The 16,380-nt window shown below is 38.2% G+C and carries 11 protein-coding genes; 6 read left to right on the top strand and 5 right to left on the bottom strand.

The features are described from left to right. Positions 1–7: 7 nt before the first annotated feature. Positions 8–898, bottom strand: a complete 891-nt coding sequence (locus BUA96_RS00265; RefSeq protein ID WP_072980408.1) for a transporter — start codon at positions 896–898, stop codon at positions 8–10. A gap of 176 nt (positions 899–1,074) precedes the next feature. On the opposite strand from BUA96_RS00265, the gene BUA96_RS00260 reads away from it, so the two are divergent. Genes BUA96_RS00260 through BUA96_RS00245 form a run of 4 tightly spaced genes read left to right on the top strand, consistent with a single transcriptional unit; the run spans position 1,075 to position 6,585 of the window. After that, a complete protein-coding gene (locus BUA96_RS00260; protein ID WP_072980406.1) occupies positions 1,075–1,335 on the top strand; it encodes a DUF4834 family protein in 261 nt (86 codons plus the stop codon). Between the two features lie 28 nt (positions 1,336–1,363). Continuing rightward, on the top strand, positions 1,364–3,805 hold the full coding sequence (locus tag BUA96_RS00255) for a YfhO family protein (protein ID WP_072979146.1): 2,442 nt from the start codon (positions 1,364–1,366) through the stop codon (positions 3,803–3,805). A gap of 27 nt (positions 3,806–3,832) precedes the next feature. Then, positions 3,833–5,116 (top strand): glycosyltransferase family protein, encoded by a 1,284-nt coding sequence (locus BUA96_RS00250; RefSeq protein WP_072979144.1) that lies wholly within the window; start codon positions 3,833–3,835, stop codon positions 5,114–5,116. Next, complete coding sequence (locus BUA96_RS00245; RefSeq protein WP_072979142.1) at positions 5,116–6,585, top strand: lipopolysaccharide biosynthesis protein; 1,470 nt, start codon at positions 5,116–5,118, stop codon at positions 6,583–6,585. Before BUA96_RS00250 ends, BUA96_RS00245 begins: the two co-directional genes overlap by 1 nt. Positions 6,586–6,629: 44 nt before the next feature. On the opposite strand, the gene BUA96_RS00240 is transcribed toward BUA96_RS00245, so the two are convergent. Further along, the gene (locus BUA96_RS00240) at positions 6,630–7,913 is read right to left on the bottom strand and encodes a hypothetical protein (protein WP_072979140.1); all 1,284 of its coding nucleotides are present in this window, start codon (positions 7,911–7,913) and stop codon (positions 6,630–6,632) included. Positions 7,914–8,079: 166 nt separating this feature from the next. Between BUA96_RS00240 and BUA96_RS00235 the strand changes: the two genes are divergently transcribed. Then, positions 8,080–8,424: a DUF4870 domain-containing protein gene (locus BUA96_RS00235; RefSeq protein ID WP_084673007.1), complete on the top strand. Its 345-nt coding sequence runs from the start codon at positions 8,080–8,082 to the stop codon at positions 8,422–8,424. 180 nt (positions 8,425–8,604) lie between these two features. Here the strand turns inward: BUA96_RS00235 and BUA96_RS00230 are convergent, their stop codons facing one another. Genes BUA96_RS00230 through BUA96_RS00220 form a run of 3 tightly spaced genes read right to left on the bottom strand, consistent with a single transcriptional unit; the run spans position 8,605 to position 11,395 of the window. After that, positions 8,605–9,885 (bottom strand): ammonium transporter, encoded by a 1,281-nt coding sequence (locus BUA96_RS00230; RefSeq protein WP_370175079.1) that lies wholly within the window; start codon positions 9,883–9,885, stop codon positions 8,605–8,607. 33 nt (positions 9,886–9,918) lie between these two features. Beyond that, positions 9,919–10,257, bottom strand: coding sequence for a P-II family nitrogen regulator (locus tag BUA96_RS00225; RefSeq protein WP_072979138.1), 339 nt, complete (start codon positions 10,255–10,257; stop codon positions 9,919–9,921). 19 nt (positions 10,258–10,276) lie between these two features. Continuing rightward, positions 10,277–11,395, bottom strand: coding sequence for a porin (locus BUA96_RS00220; protein ID WP_072979136.1), 1,119 nt, complete (start codon positions 11,393–11,395; stop codon positions 10,277–10,279). A gap of 472 nt (positions 11,396–11,867) precedes the next feature. On the opposite strand from BUA96_RS00220, the gene gltB reads away from it, so the two are divergent. Continuing rightward, on the top strand, positions 11,868–16,376 hold the full coding sequence (gene gltB / locus BUA96_RS00215; protein ID WP_072979134.1) for a glutamate synthase large subunit: 4,509 nt from the start codon (positions 11,868–11,870) through the stop codon (positions 16,374–16,376). Positions 16,377–16,380 lie beyond the last annotated feature (4 nt).

The raw sequence follows: 16,380 nt of genomic DNA, 5'->3' as shown, positions 1-16,380 counted from the left end.
GTATTTTTTATTTCTGCGGAAGCAATTCATCGTGGCTATGAAAATCCAGTCGGTAAGATAATCCTAAACCCAATTGCTGGCGTTTAGGAGTCTCTTTAAAATTGATGAGGGCACTTACATCAACCTGAAGATCTTTAGTAATCAAATAAGCACCGCCAAAGCGAAATAGGTCATCAGCATAAATGTCGCTTATAATCACTTGAAACTCTGCAAAAGCTGCAATTTTAGAATTGAACGAATGCGTCATTGTGGTGATCCAGGCTTTGGTAGGAAAATCAGTTAAAAATTGATCATAGATAAAGTTATTGACCCAAACCCAACGGCCCCAGTTGTGCTGTGTGATCGCGACGACTTTTGGAGTAAAACCAGCCTGACTACTAGGTAAAAACGGGTTATCGTCTTCGTACACATAATTTGCGGCTGAGTAAATAGAAACTGCAGGAATTAGTGTACGCCACTTAAATGCACGATTGGCGTGGTAACTGTACAGATTAATTTTTTCTTCGTAATTCTTATAAGGATCGTACAGCAAGTATTTTGCTCCTAGCGTAATAATGGGAAAACCACTATGGCTGTATGGTTCTGCTGCACCAGCTGTAGGAACGATGTCTTCGTATAAATAAGTTCCGCTGAAGTTAAATTCTAACTGCTCACGAATGGCACCGTATCTCAACTGAAATTCCGCCCCAATATTGTCAGTTTCTGTGTAGAGTAAATTATGCGATTCTTTACCCATTGTCGCTCCTAATTCTGCCTGAAAAACGCCACGGCCCACGGCAAAGGCTCCTTGAGATTGTCCCGGCCTGTTAGAGTTTAGGGTTTCAGTGTATTGAGCTTTAGCTTGTTGAACAAATGCACACAACAACAGCGATAAACTAAAAATCAATTTATTCGGCATAACACTGAATTTCATAAAACTGGAACTAAGGATTTTTTTGACCTGCAATCTGACAAACATAGTGTAAAAATAAGAGATAGCCTAAAGTTAACATACAACCCAACAGGCTAGGTTTTATTCTTTTTTTAAGGTGAAAACGTGTGGTAATGGTTAATTTTGTCGCAAATATTGTGCTGATGAAGTTTATTCAAACATTGCTTATCATCTTATTAATCTTCTTTGGATTGCGAATCCTTTTTAGATTTTTATCTCCTTATATTATGCGTTACTTGGCCAAAAAGGTAGGAGAGCGTTTTCAGAATATGGCCCAAGGTCCCGGCTATAAAGAACCTGCAGCTAAAAAAGAAGGAGAGACGGTTATAGACCGTGTTCCGCATCGCGACCAGACTTCAAATAAAACTGTGGGAGAATATATCGATTATGAAGAAATTGACTAATTTCCACGCTTTAGTATAGCTAACTTATATGACATTTTCCTTTAAAAAGATCGCGCCACACCTTGTTGTGGTTTTGATATTTATAATTACTGCATTACTTTATTTTAGTCCCGTGCTTTCTGGGAAAAAGATGTTTCAGAGTGACATTCAGCAATATCGCGGGATGGCTAAGGAACAAATGGATTTTAGAGCCGCTACCGGTGAAGAACCATATTGGACCGATGCAGCTTTTGGCGGAATGCCTACGTATCAATTGGGAGCTAAATATCCATATAACTGGATCAAAAGTTTAGATCTTAGCATCAGGTTTTTGCCGCGACCCGCAGATTATTTATTTCTCTATTTTATAGGTTTTTATGTGCTGCTTCTTGTGCTGAAACTCGATTGGAAATATGCCGGTCTTGGAGCCTTAGCCTTTGGGTTTTCTAGTTATCTCATTATTATTTTAGGTGTTGGCCATAATGCAAAAGCCCACGCGATCGCCTATATGCCGCTGGTTTTGAGTGGAATCCTTCTTACGTTTAGAAAAAAGTATATCTGGGGTTTTATTCTCACTACGGTTGCAATGGCGTTAGAAATTGTCGCCAATCACGTGCAGATGACCTATTACCTGATGTTATTGGTTCTTGTGCTTGGGGTCGCTTATTTAATAGATGCTTTCCGAAAAAATGAATTACCACATTTCTTTAAAAGTGTAGGGATTTTAGTTTTGGCTGTTGTGCTTGCTATAGGTACTAATGCGGCGAGTTTGATGGCAACTTCAGAGTATAGCGCTTTTAGTACACGCGGAAAAAGCGATCTGACCATCAATCCTGATGGAACTCCTAAAACTGATGTTGGTGGTTTAGATAAAGAATACATCAATCAATACAGCTACGGGATTTCTGAAACTTTAGACCTTTTTATCGCCGGTCTCTATGGAGGTTCAAATTCTGAGCCGTATGATAAAGACAGTGCTTTTACGCAGTTTTTATTGCAACAAGGAGTTCCGCCTCCTCAGGTTGAATCTATTTTTGGGCAATTCGGGCTCTATTATTGGGGAAGTCAACCTGGAGTTTCAGGTCCGGCTTATCTCGGGGCTGTTGTCGTATTTTTATTTGTTTTAGGAATTTTTATGGTAAAAGGACGCCTGAAATGGTGGCTTTTAGGCGGAACGATACTCTCGCTGTTGTTAAGCTTCGGAAGTAACCTTTCTTGGTTTACCGATCTATGGATTGACTATTTTCCGCTCTATAATAAGTTCAGGGCTGTGACTTCAATACAGGTGATCGCTGAGATTTGTGTACCTGTTCTGGCGGTGTTTGGCTTGTATAAAATTTTACAGAAAACCGAAGCAAAAGAAGATAAGCTCAAAGCTTTAAAATGGACCACGGGAATTACCGGAGGACTATCTCTGATCATTCTGCTATTCAACGGAAGTCTATTTTCTTTTGCCGGCGGCAATGACGCATATTACATTCAGAATTTTGGAATGGATTTTATAAGTGCCGTTAAAGAAGACCGAAAATCACTTCTGGTAAACGACACCCTCAAAACGCTGATTTTAGTACTGATCGCGGCCGGGTTAATTTGTTTTTATATCAAACAAAAAGTATCTGAAATCCAAGTGATTTTAGTCATGGCAATTTTGATTGTTTTTGATTTGGTACAAGTTGATCGCCGTTATGTGAATACCGAAAACTTTATGGCGGCACGATTGGTAGAGCAACCTTTTCAAGCTTCTGAAGCAGATAAGCAGATTTTGCAAGACACTTCGCGGTACCGTGTTTTTGAACAACGCATTGGTTTAAATGGAGCGCGTACAAGTTATTTTCATAATTCAATAGGAGGTTATCACGGTGCAAAACCTGCACGCTTGCAAGAATTGGCAGAGTTTTATTTGTATCAAGGAAATATACAGCCATTGAATTTGCTTAACGTGAAATACATAATATCGCAAGATGAAGAGGGCGCTGAGCAAGTGCAGCAAAACCCGCAGGCAAATGGAAATGTTTGGTTTGTACAAAATGTAAAGGTTGTGCCTGATGCCGATGCAGAAATTTTAGCTCTTGATAGCTTAAATACGTTGCAGACGGCTGTGATTCAAGAGCGCTTTGCAAATGATCTACCACGGAATATTTTTCCGCAAGACAGTACAGATAACATCTCTCTTGTGGAACATCAGCCTAACTATTTAAAATACCAATCTAGTGCTCAAGAAGCAAAATTGGCTGTGTTTAGCGAGGTGTATTATCCTGACGGGTGGAATGTTTACATTGATGGTAAACCTTCAACCTATTTTAAGGCAGACTATATTTTGCGAGCAATGATGGTTCCTGAAGGTGAGCATACCATCGAGTTTAAATTTGAACCTCAAGTGGTAAAGACCGGAAGTACAATTAGTTTGGCTAGTAATATCTTGCTCATTTTGATCATTTTTGGTGGGGTCTTTTTTACCTACCGAAAGTTGAATAGCGCTAAAACGGAGTAAGTAACAGTAAGTTTCTAAATTATTTTTGTGAAAAAAGCGTTGATCATATGCTATTATTGGCCTCCTGCCGGAGGACCTGGTGTACAGCGCTGGCTGAAATTTGTTAAATACTTGCGGGAATTTGAAGTTGAGCCCGTTGTTTATATTCCTGAAAATCCTGATTACCCTATTCTTGATGAAAGTTTAGTTGATGAAATTCCGGATGATGTAAGCATTCTCAAACATCCTATTTGGGAGCCTTATAAAATGGCTCAATTTTTCTCAAAGAAAAATACAAAACAGATCAGTTCTGGAATAATAAAAGAGGAAGGCAAACAGAGTCTAGTTCAAAAACTCATGCTGTTCATTCGCGGTAATTTCTTCATTCCTGATGCGCGTAAATTTTGGGTAAAACCATCGGTTGCGTTTTTAAATTCTTATTTAAAGGATCACCCCGTAGATTGCATAATTACTACAGGACCGCCGCACAGCTTGCATCTTGTAGGAAGGGATCTTAAGAAGCTTCATAATCTACCTTGGATCGCCGACTTTAGAGATCCATGGACGAGTATTGGCTATCATAAAAAGTTGCGATTAACTAAATTCGCTCAGCGAAAGCATGCTGATCTCGAGTTTCAGATCTTAAATGAAGCCACTCAAATTTTGGTAACAAGTCCCACAACAAAGAGTGATTTTGAGAAAACTACAAATACTCCGGTAACTTGCATTACTAATGGTTTTGACGATGAAAAAGTAATGCAGCCAGAATTAGATCCTGTATTTTCTTTTGCTCATATTGGTTCGCTATTAGAAGATCGAAACCCTAAGATCTTGTGGGAAATTCTTTCAGAAATAAAGACTGAAATACCAACTTTTGGCCAGGATTTAAAAATAGAACTGATTGGCCGAGTAGGTGAAGCGGTGAAACAAACAATTATTGCCGAAGGCTTAGTGGACAATCTAATGATTCCAGGGTATGTCACGCATCAAGAAGCTTTGATAAAACAACGTAGCGCACAAATTTTATTGCTTTTGGAAATTGATTCCATAGAAACGCAAGCGATTATTCCGGGTAAGCTGTTTGAATATCTAGCAGCACGAAGACCTATTTTAGCTATTGGTCCTGTAAATTCAGATATAACATCAATTTTAGAAAAAGCTGATGGTGGAATCTATTTTACATACCATGAGAAACAACGATTAAAAGCATTTATTCTCACAAAATATGAGGAGTATAAAAATGGTGGTATTTCGCAAACTAACGGTAATTTAGAGCAATTCACGCGTAAATCATTGACCGCTAAGCTAGCCGAATTAATCCACACCTTGTAATGGGAATAGTTGCATCGCAATCCTTTAAAAACCTAGTTACAACCTATATAGGTTTTGGTATAGGTGCGCTCAATACGCTGGTGTTATATGTACAGTTTTTTGATGCTGAATATTATGGCCTTGTGGGATTTTTACTTAGCGCTTCTACCTTAGCAATGCCATTTGTAGCGCTCGGCGTTCAGAATACACTCATTAAATTTTACTCTTCTTACAGTGGTAGGAAGCAAGATGATTTTTTGAGTTTTATGCTAATGCTTCCTTTACTTATAATCCTTCCGGCTTCGATTTTGGTATATTGTTTTTACGGCGAGCTGGTAGATTTTTTAGCTTCAAAAAATGATATTGTTCGGCCTTATGCTTATTTGATTGCAATCATCGCCTTTTCAATGGCATATTTTGAGATCAGTTATGCTTGGGCTAAAACACAATTACAAAGTGTTTTTGGAAATGTGATGAATGAAGTATTTCATCGCTTTTGCATTATGCTCTTACTTGTAGGTTTTGCGCTCAAATTGTTTAGCACAGAAGGATTCTTGTATGGTGTTGCGGTTATTTATGCGCTGCGAATGCTGGTGATGATGCTTTACGCATTTAGATTGCGCGCGCCTCGCTTTAGAATTGCAATTCCCGCAGAATGGTTGTCTATTTTAAAATATAGTATTCTGATCATCATTGCCGGTTCTGTAGCGGTTATGATTTTAGAGATTGATATGTTTATGCTAGGTAAATTGATTCCTATTCAAAACGTAGCCTATTATTCCGTAGGAATTTACATTGCCGCCGTTATTGCAGTACCTGCAAGAGCAATGCATCAAATTATGTATCCGCTTACCGCGACTTATATTAATGCACAGCGTTATCTTGAACTTAGGGATTTGTATAAAAAAAGCTCCATAACACTTTATGCCGTTTCCGGACTCATTTTTTTGCTCATTGTTTGTAACATAAACACTTTGTACTTGATGCTTGATCCGGCGTATAGTAAAGGTTTATATGTGGTATTGCTTATTGCGCTGGCTAAATTGATAGATAATGTAATGGGTAATAATAATGCTATTTTATACAACAGCGATTATTACCGGTTGGTTTTAGTATTAGGAATTGTTTTAGTTGTGATAGCTGTAGTACTCAATCTGATTTTTATACCCATTTTGGGAATTAGCGGGGCAGCAATAGCAACCTTTGTTGCTTCGGTGGTTTATGCACTTTCTAAGATTTACGTGGTACAGAAGAAATTTAAAATGCATCCTTTTACTACTGAATCATTGTATTTAACAATAGTACTTATCTTATTGGGAGTAGGATTTTACTTTTGGGATTTTAAGTGGAATCCGGTATTGGCAATAGGAGGGAAGTCGGTTATATTAGGTCTGATTTATTTAACCCTAATTTATCGACTTAAAATTTCTACTGAGATAAATCACTGGATCAACACCTATCTATTAACGAGAAAATCCCGATCTGAATAAATCAGATACGGGACCTTCCAACTAACCAACCAAAAAATCTTTATTTAGTTTCCGCGACCTCTAGAGCTACTTCTAGATGTTCTCGCAGAACTTGTTTTTCTAGTATTTGATGCTCTTGCCGCATTGCTGCTTCTTGAGCTTTGTGAACGCTGAACGCTGCGCTGAGGAGCGGTTGAACGCTTTGCTACAGTGCGCTGTGTTTGAACGTTTCTTGAAACACGTTGCGTATTGCTGGGGCGTTGTGCTACGCTTCGCTGATTACTTGTGTTTCTAGACTTTGCAATATTACGATTATTTGTACTTCTTTGAGCAATAGTTCGCTGTTGATTTGATCTTTGAACAGCATTATTACGTGTAGCAGTACTAGTTCTTTGGGTTCTTATCGTATTTCTATCAGCATTACTGCTTCTAGATACAGTATTTACATTACGAGTAACACGAGCATTTGTATTATTCGTAGCTCTTCTGGCATCAGAATTTCGGCTTGACCGGTTATTGATAATAGCATTATTTGAGCTTCGCGATTGTCTTGTGTTTGCTGTGTTTCTAGAGGTTCTGCTATTTGCAGTAGCTCTAGACGTGCTTGATCTTGAAGCATAAGATCTACTATCAGTATTTACTCGTGCGCGGGCTTTGCTGTAACTGCCGCGTCTTGCATTATTATGAGCAATACGTCCTTGAGGTCGTTTGAAATCATGATAAGCGTTTCTATAGCCATTGCGGTATCCTTGCATATAGTGACTTCTGTGGTATGCATAATCATATCTTACAGGATGATAAAATCTTCTATACGGTGTTGTGTATACTAAACATCTGTCAAAAAATGGTCTGTAAAAGAAGTTGTGATACGGATGATATACATATCTTCGATTGTATACATTGATATAACCCGTTACGTGTGAAAATCGACTACCACGATAAAAAATGTTTAAGCCACCTACGTTTACGATTCTGTTATTTTGGTAATTTATAAATACGTCACCTGCTTGAATAATTCTACCCCAGTTATCATAGTAAATTGGCACATTTTCAATCTGAATTACAGCTCCATAATCATCATATTGCACATAAGGATCATAGTTGTATCCTGAATTGTAACTAATATTTACAGGACCGGCATTTACATTAACATTTACGCCTTGAGCGATTTGAGGTAAAACAAAGTCAAATTCACCATCAGGATATATAGAAAATTCTACACCGCCTTCTACAAATATGTAGCGACTACCATCATAATATCTATTAATTGAGGTATCATCCAAGGTTGCTGCGGTTGCAGAAGACACTCCTGCAAGCAGACCAATAAAAAGGTAAATTAAGTTTTTCATAATTTCTAGATTTAGATTGTTTGTACTCTGAACTATTTCTTGGATGGTACGTTTAGTTAAATACAAGTAGCGTGCCATAATTTGACAGAGTAGTTAAAACACACGACTGTAACATTTATCAAAACAGAAGTACTAATAGGTAAACAATCAAAAAATCAACATATTTATGATGCTTAGAGAAGATAAGAATTTACTGGTAGTTGCACACCTTAGTCAATTGCTAGATTTTGTAACCGGAATAGGTGGCTTTATTGTGCCGCTAGTGCTGTGGTTAACACAGCGCGAAAAAGTGCTTAATATGGACGAGCACGGGAAACAAATTCTCAATTTTCAGATCAGTACTTTTATATATAGTATAATTTGTATTCCTTTGATCTTGCTATTTGGCTTGGGAATTCTTGGGTTTATTGCTTTAGGCTTACTAGTTCTAATTTTTCCGATAATTAACGCGATCAAAGCTGCAAATGGTGAAGCTACATATTACCCAATATCTATACAATTTTTAAAATAGAATAGTATTTCGGCACTAATCAAAAGGAGAAGTCTTAAAAGTCGAGTTTGAAAATTTGCTAGAGACGAGAATCTCCTATGTTGCTTCGAAATATCCCAATAGTCTAAAAAAAATAAACCCTCAGCATTCGCTGAGGGTTTATAAATTATAGCGTTTTGAGTTTAACTCATAAGTCTAAAATTATTCGTCAACTTCAAAGTTGTAAGCTGTTGTTCCGTGCTCGTGCGCATCAAGACCTTCAAGCTCTTCTTTTTCAGAAACGCGGATTCCAATTGTTTTCTTAACGATAAACAATACGATAAAGGTAGCAACAATTGCCCAAGCGATCATAGAGATCGAACCTAAGAACTGAACACCTAGCTGGCCAAATCCACCACCGTAAAGCACACCGCCTTCGGTTGCAAAAACACCAACTAAAACAGTTCCTAAGAAACCGCATACTCCGTGTACTGAAATTGCACCTACTGGATCATCAATCTTAAGTTTTTTGTCGATGAATTCAATAGATAATACCACAACGATACCACTGATAAGACCAATGGCTACAGAGCCAAATGCGTCTACATTACCACAACCTGCAGTAATACCTACTAGTCCTGCTAAGGCGCCGTTCAAAGTCATAGAAATATCTGGTTTACCATATTTAATCCAAGTAAAGAATAGTGCAGCGATACCACCTAATGCTGCTGCAAGATTGGTATTTATGATCACACTACCCACGGCAATAGAATCGTCTCCACCAAAGGCTAACTGAGATCCACCGTTAAAGCCAAACCATCCTAACCAAAGGATGAATACCCCTAATGCACCTAAAACAAGGTTATGTCCAGGGATTGCATTAACTTTTCCGTCAGGGCCATACTTACCAATTCGAGGTCCTACTAGTTTAGCTGCGACTAAAGCGGCAAAACCACCTACAGCGTGAACAATTGTAGATCCTGCAAAATCAATAAATCCAAGATTGTTTAACCAAGCTTGATCATCAAAAGGCCATAACCAGCTTCCTGATACCGGATAGATAAATGTGGTTAAAACCGCAGAAATGATAAGGTAAGAAGAGAACTTAAAACGTCCTGCAACTGCCCCGGAAACAATAGTTGCTGCGGTAGCACAAAATACAGTTTGGAAAAAGAGGTTGTGCCAGTCATCTTCGCTAAAGAAAGCTAAGTCTGAAGGGTCTCTCATAAAACCACCTAAAATGGTTTCGCCACCATACATAATAGAGTAACCCACTACCCAGAACATTAAAGATCCTACTGCGAGGTCCATAAAGTTTTTCATAATAATGTTACCTGCGTTTTTAGCACTTGTGAATCCGGTTTCTACTAAAGTAAAACCCGCTTGCATAAAGAATACTAAAATGGCAGCGATGATGATCCAGAGAATACCTAGATCTGCATTAACTGCGTCAACAGCAGCTTGTACTGCATCAGCCGGTTCTTGTAATAACATATTAGCCATAAAATTCATTTGATTTATTTAGTTTGATTAGTTTTAGTTTAAAGTATCTGGTCCTTTCTTTCCTGTTCTAATGCGGTATGCATCTTTAACATCAGAAACAAATATTTTACCGTCACCTACTTCACCAGTTGCAGCAGCATCTAAAATGGCTGCAATAGCGGCTTGTTCAAAATCATCATTTACAACTATAGAAAGGTATCTACGTTGAATATCACTTGTGCTATAAGAAACACCGCGATAAACATGACCTTCTTTCTCGTTCCCAAGACCGGTTACGTCCCAGTAAGAAAAGAAGTTCACTCCTTTTTCGTGTAGCGCTTTTTTAACAGCTGAAAATTTAGATTTTCTAATAATTGCTTCAATTTTTTTCATTGTAAAAATTTAGTTTAGGTTAAAATGAATATACGGCTGCAAGTAAGAAAGAACCTAAGCTACCTGTATAAGTAGGTGTCCCGTCATACGAGTCAAGAAATACATCTTCACTTGCAGAATCTAATCTAAATTCGGGAATAAAAGTTAAAGGACCAACTTTTGCATTACCAGATAGGGTTACCGCAAATACATTTGCATCTCCTGCAGCATCGTAGCCACCTATTGCACCTGCACCGCCAGCAAACTCACTAAAATATTCAGGACGTAATCCTAAAGAGAATGAATCGCTTAAAGCAGCTTGAGCATAAAGAGCTACACCGTAAAATCCGTAATCATCACCGCCCATATCACCAGCGTCTGTAGTGTTATAAGTAGCGTTTAAGCCTAAATAGAAAGAGTCACTTAAGTCATAACCAGTGGTAAGGTCAACCTGAAAAGTAGAACCGGCTCCTTCTCCTAAGCCTTGATCAGTATAATCTCCATCCTGATCTCCATAAATTAAGTTTAAGAAAGTACTACCACTGTCTGTTGAGTATCCTAACTGACCTCCAAAAGTGTAGCTTCCTGCTGGATTAAAATCTGTCCAATCAGTTGGGTTCATTACTGCAAGCATTGCGCTCCAGTTATCATCAAGGGCAAAGTCTGCTTTTAAACCAGAGTGAGAGAATGGTCCATAAGAGAACATATAAGAAGTAGAATAGTTGAAGTTCGCTGCAGGCGAAATAACTTCATATCCTAAAAATGTGTTCCAGTTACCAAAGGTTAAAGTAACACTTTCGCTCACGTTCCAATACACATACAATTGGTTCACGATGCTTGAACTTGCAGTAGTAGAGCCAAAAACAGCATCTGTACCACGTGGGCCATAAACAAGATCTGCTACAGCTCCTACACTTCCTTTTTCATAGCTTAAAACTGCGTTTGCCATACCTAAAGCAAATCCTGGCTGATTAGCAAATGAAGAACCCGGTGCAGGATAGCCTTCATCTGTAACCTTATTAAGCGTAGTGATATTCTGTCTAAAATACGCATCGATAGATCCTGAAAGTGAGAATCCGTCAGTCCAAGAGGTTTCTTCTTCTTGAGCAAAGGCTGAAAGACCTAAGCATAGCATTACAGGTAAAATTAATTTTTTCATTTTTAAATTGATTAATTGGTGAGCTGCTAAACTAGGTATTATTTAAAACCACCCCCAAAAAAATAGGGGGTAAGTGAAAATTTTTATTGTTTTTGTAAATATACCCCCTAAATTTTTAGGGTATGCTATCCGAAAGCGATTTCGGAAGTTTTAAATTGTGAATTTAATTATGGAGAATGTGCTGTTTTTGTTAATTTATGGTAATTTTTAGGGTAAAAAAGTATCAAAAACGCCAATTGTTAACATTCGCTTAAGATTTATAGCATTTTTAGAATTTGCCGAAATAGCCGTTTTTGGGCAAAAATGCATTTCATTTTCTATAAAAAGACCTCTGTTTTATTAATTACTTTTTATTTAAAAGACTTTTTTTTGACAATTACGAAATAATAAAAATCTTATTCTTTAAAATTATTGGCATTTCAGTTTATTGAATAGCTTTATCATTCTGTCTTTAATATTGAGCAAAAATTTTATGGAAAAACAAGGATTATATTCACCAGAATGGGAGCATGAAAATTGCGGTGCTGGGTTCATTTGTAGTCTTGAAGGAAAACAGTCTAATGGAATTATTCATAAGGCGCTAGAAATTCTTGAAAAACTAGAACACAGAGGAGCGGTTAGTAGTGACGGAAAAACGGGAGACGGTGCAGGTATACTTATAGATATACCTTATGATTTCTTTAAAGAGAATTGTGACTTTGATCTTCCCGAAGCGCGAGCGTATGCAATGGGTAATGTGTTTCTTCCTCAAAAGGAAAATCAACGAGCATATTGTAAGAAGATTTTTGAAGAGCAAATCGAGGCTAAAGGACTTAAGCTTTTAGGCTGGAGACGCGTACCGGTAGATACCGGTTATCTTGGTGCGATCGCGGCAAGCGTAGAACCTCACATAGAGCAAATTTTTATTGGTAAGCCCAATGATGAAATGCAGGAGCAAGAGTTTATGATCAAACTTTATTCTGCGAGAAAAATTACAGAGCATACTATATTAAATAGTAAGCTTTCAGAACGTACTTATTTTTACCTGCCTAGTCTATCTAATAAGACCTTAATATTTAAAGGGCTTTTAATGCCTGAGGATATTAAGTATTATTATGTAGATCTTTTAGATCCTAAGCTGACTACAAGACTTGCGTTAGTGCATCAGCGATTCTCAACAAATACCTTCCCAACTTGGGATTTGGCGCAACCGTTTAGATATATGTGTCATAACGGAGAGATCAATACCCTGCGCGGTAATGTTTCGCGTATGCGTAGTAGAGAAGAGCTTCTTAAAAGTGACTGGTTTGGAGAAGAGATTAAAGAGTTGTTCCCAATTATTCTTCCGGGGAAATCAGATTCAGCTTCGATGGATATGGTTGTTGAACTTCTCTTAATGTCAGGAAGATCATTACCGGAAATTATGATGATGTTAGTACCAGAAGCTTGGGAAAAGCATCAAGATATGACACCTGAGAAAAAAGCGTTCTACGAGTTTAATAGCTGTATCATGGAACCGTGGGATGGTCCTGCTTCTATTCCTTTTACAGATGGGGATTATATTGGAGCTGTATTGGACCGTAACGGATTAAGACCATCGCGTTACACCGTTACCAAAACTGGTGATGTAATCATGTCATCTGAAACCGGGGTTTTAAATATTGAGCCAAAAAACGTTGCATTCCACGGTAGATTAGAGCCAGGGAAAATGTTTTTAGTTGATATGAAAGCCGGTCGCATTGTTAATGATGAAGAAGTTAAAGAAAGCATCGTTACACAAAAACCATATCAAGAATGGTTAACTAAAAATCGTGTACATCTTAAAGATATACCTTACCGTGATGTTGATTTTAAATTAGAAGATACTGATTTTGGTCTGCGTAAAAACGCTTTTGGTTATACTAAAGAGGATATCAATACGATAATTGTACCTATGGCTACTAAAGGTAAAGAGCCTATAGGGTCTATGGGTTCAGATACCCCGCTAGCAGTATTATCAGATCGTCCACAACTTATATATAACTATTTTAAGCAATTATTTGCACAAGTAACTAACCCGCCTCTCGATGGTATTCGAGAAGAACTTATTACTGATTTAAGTCTAACACTAGGTCCTGATACCAACCTTATGGAAATCACGCCTGATTACTGTAAGAAAATCAGAATCCAAAACCCGGTTATATCTAAAGAGGATCTTGATAAAATTAAAAACTTTGACAATCCAGACTTTAAAGTTACTTCGATCCCGATGCTTTATGAAGCTAAACGTGGATTAAATGGTCTTGAAGATGCTTTAGATGAAATGGTTGCTAAAGCTTCAAAAGGAATTGATGATGGGCATACCATTTTGATTCTTTCAGATAGAGGGGTTAATGATGAGATGGCACCAATTCCTGCACTTTTAGCGTGCTCGTACTTGAACAGTGGATTATTTAGAAGCGGTCAGCGCTCTAAGATGAGTATCATCGTTGAGTCGGCAGAACCACGAGAAGTGCATCACTTTGCATTATTATTTGGTTACGGAGCCAGTGCGATCAACCCATATATGGTTAATGAGATCATTCAGAAGGAGATCGAAGCAGGTAATCTAGGAGATATTGACTTTACTTCAGCAGTAGAAAATTACAACAAAGCGATAGGTAAAGGAGTGATCAAGGTGATGAATAAAATAGGAATCTCTACGCTTAACTCGTATCGAGGTTCTCGTTTATTTGAAGCTTTAGGCTTGAACTCCAAGTTGATTTCAAAATATTTCCCAAATACACCAAGTAGAATTGAAGGTATAGGGCTTTATGAAGTAGAGCAAGAGATTGCTAAACGCCATACCCGTAGTTTTGGAAGTAAGCACATTTCAGGTAAGCTGGAGATCGAATCAGGTGGAGAGTATCGCTGGAGACGTAATGGCGAGCGCCATATGTTCAATCCGTTGACCATTGCAAAACTTCAGGAAGCTGTAAGACGCAATAATCCTTCAACTTATAAAGAATATTCTAAGCTTATTAATGAGCAGTCAAAAAAGTTAATGACTATTCGTGGTCTTTTTGAATTTTCAAATTATGACCCTATTCCTATTGAAGAAGTAGAACCTTGGACCGAAATTGTAAAGCGTTTTAAAACGGGAGCAATGTCGTATGGTTCGATCAGTAAGGAGGCGCACGAAAATCTGGCTGTTGCAATGAACCGTATTGGCGGTAAGAGTAATAGTGGAGAAGGAGGAGAAGACGCTGAGCGTTTTTATAAAAGCCCTAATGGTGATTGGAGAAACTCTGCCATTAAACAGGTAGCTTCAGGACGTTTTGGTGTTACGAGTAACTACCTTACCAGCGCAAAAGAAATTCAGATAAAAATGGCTCAGGGTGCAAAACCTGGGGAAGGCGGTCAATTGCCAGGAGAGAAAGTAAATAAATTCATTGCTAAAACCCGTAAGAGTACTCCTTACGTAGGTTTGATTTCTCCACCACCGCATCACGATATCTATTCGATTGAAGATTTAGCGCAGTTAATTTATGACCTAAAATCTGCAAACCGAGAAGCACGTGTAAACGTCAAACTTGTTTCAGAAGTAGGTGTAGGTACAGTCGCTGCAGGGGTTGCTAAAGCAATGGCTGATGTCATTCTAGTTTCTGGCTATGATGGAGGAACCGGTGCATCACCACTTACTTCTTTACGTCACGCCGGTTTACCGTGGGAATTAGGAATTGCCGAAGCGCAACAAACTCTTGTGCTTAATAACCTGCGTAGTCGTATACGTTTAGAATGTGACGGTCAGCTAAAAACAGGACGCGACGTTGCTGTCGCTTGTCTATTAGGTGCCGAAGAATTTGGATTTGCAACGGCACCGTTAGTGGCTTCAGGATGTATTATGATGCGCGTATGTCATCTAAATACCTGTCCTGTAGGGATTGCAACGCAGAATCCTGAATTGCGTAAGAAGTTCAAAGGACAACCAGAACACGTAGTTAACTTCATGTACTTTATTGCTGAAGAGTTGAGAGAGATTATGGCTCAACTAGGATTCAGAACTGTTGACGAAATGGTAGGTCAAGCGCATAAGTTAGACCGAAACAAAGCAATTGAACATTATAAAGCTGCAGGTATTGATCTTTCACCAATTCTACATAACATTCAAGTTCCTGAAGGAGTAAAGATTTACAATACCGAATCACAAAATCATCATTTAGAGAAATCTATTGATTTTGAAATTATAGAATTAGCGCATACTGCATTATTCCGTAAGGAAAAAACAACGCTAGACCTTGAAATTAATAACTTAAACCGTGCTGTTGGTGCGATTTTAAGTAATGAAATTTCTAAGATCTATGGTGAGCAAGGCTTACCTGATAATACCTTAAAGGTGAACTTTAAAGGTTCGGCTGGTCAGAGTTTTGGTGCTTTCGCAACAAAAGGTCTTACTCTTAAAATAGATGGTAACGCTAATGATTATGTAGGTAAAGGACTTTCTGGTGCCCGACTAATTATTAAAGTTCCTGAGGAGGCTACTTTTGAAGCTAATGAGAATATCATCATTGGTAACGTAGCTCTTTATGGTGCAACTAGTGGAGAAGCGTATTTTAATGGTGTAGCCGGAGAGCGTTTCTGTGTGCGTAATAGTGGCGCTACCGCAGTTGTAGAAGGTATAGGAGATCACGGTTGTGAGTATATGACCGGTGGTGTTGCTGTAATCCTTGGTAAAACAGGACGTAATTTTGGTGCCGGTATGAGTGGCGGTATCGCTTACGTTTTAGATGAGGATCAAAAGTTCAAATCTAAGTGTAATGCTGCAGATCTTAACTTAGATCCAGTTACCGAAGAGAATGATAAACAACAATTAAAAGAATTGATTACCAATCATTACAATTATACGCAAAGTGCGTTGGCACAGCGTATTCTTGAGAACTGGGATGCATACTTGCCTAAGTTCATTAAAGTATTGCCAGAAGAATACCGTCAGGCATTGATACGATTGGAAGAAGAAGAAAAATTAACAGATTTAACGGAATAATAGA

This window comes from Leeuwenhoekiella palythoae (assembly GCF_900130045.1).
Lineage (GTDB): Bacteria > Bacteroidota > Bacteroidia > Flavobacteriales > Flavobacteriaceae > Leeuwenhoekiella > Leeuwenhoekiella palythoae.
Note: the sequence above shows the minus strand (reverse complement) of the source record. Positions and strands in the feature narration are given on the sequence as shown.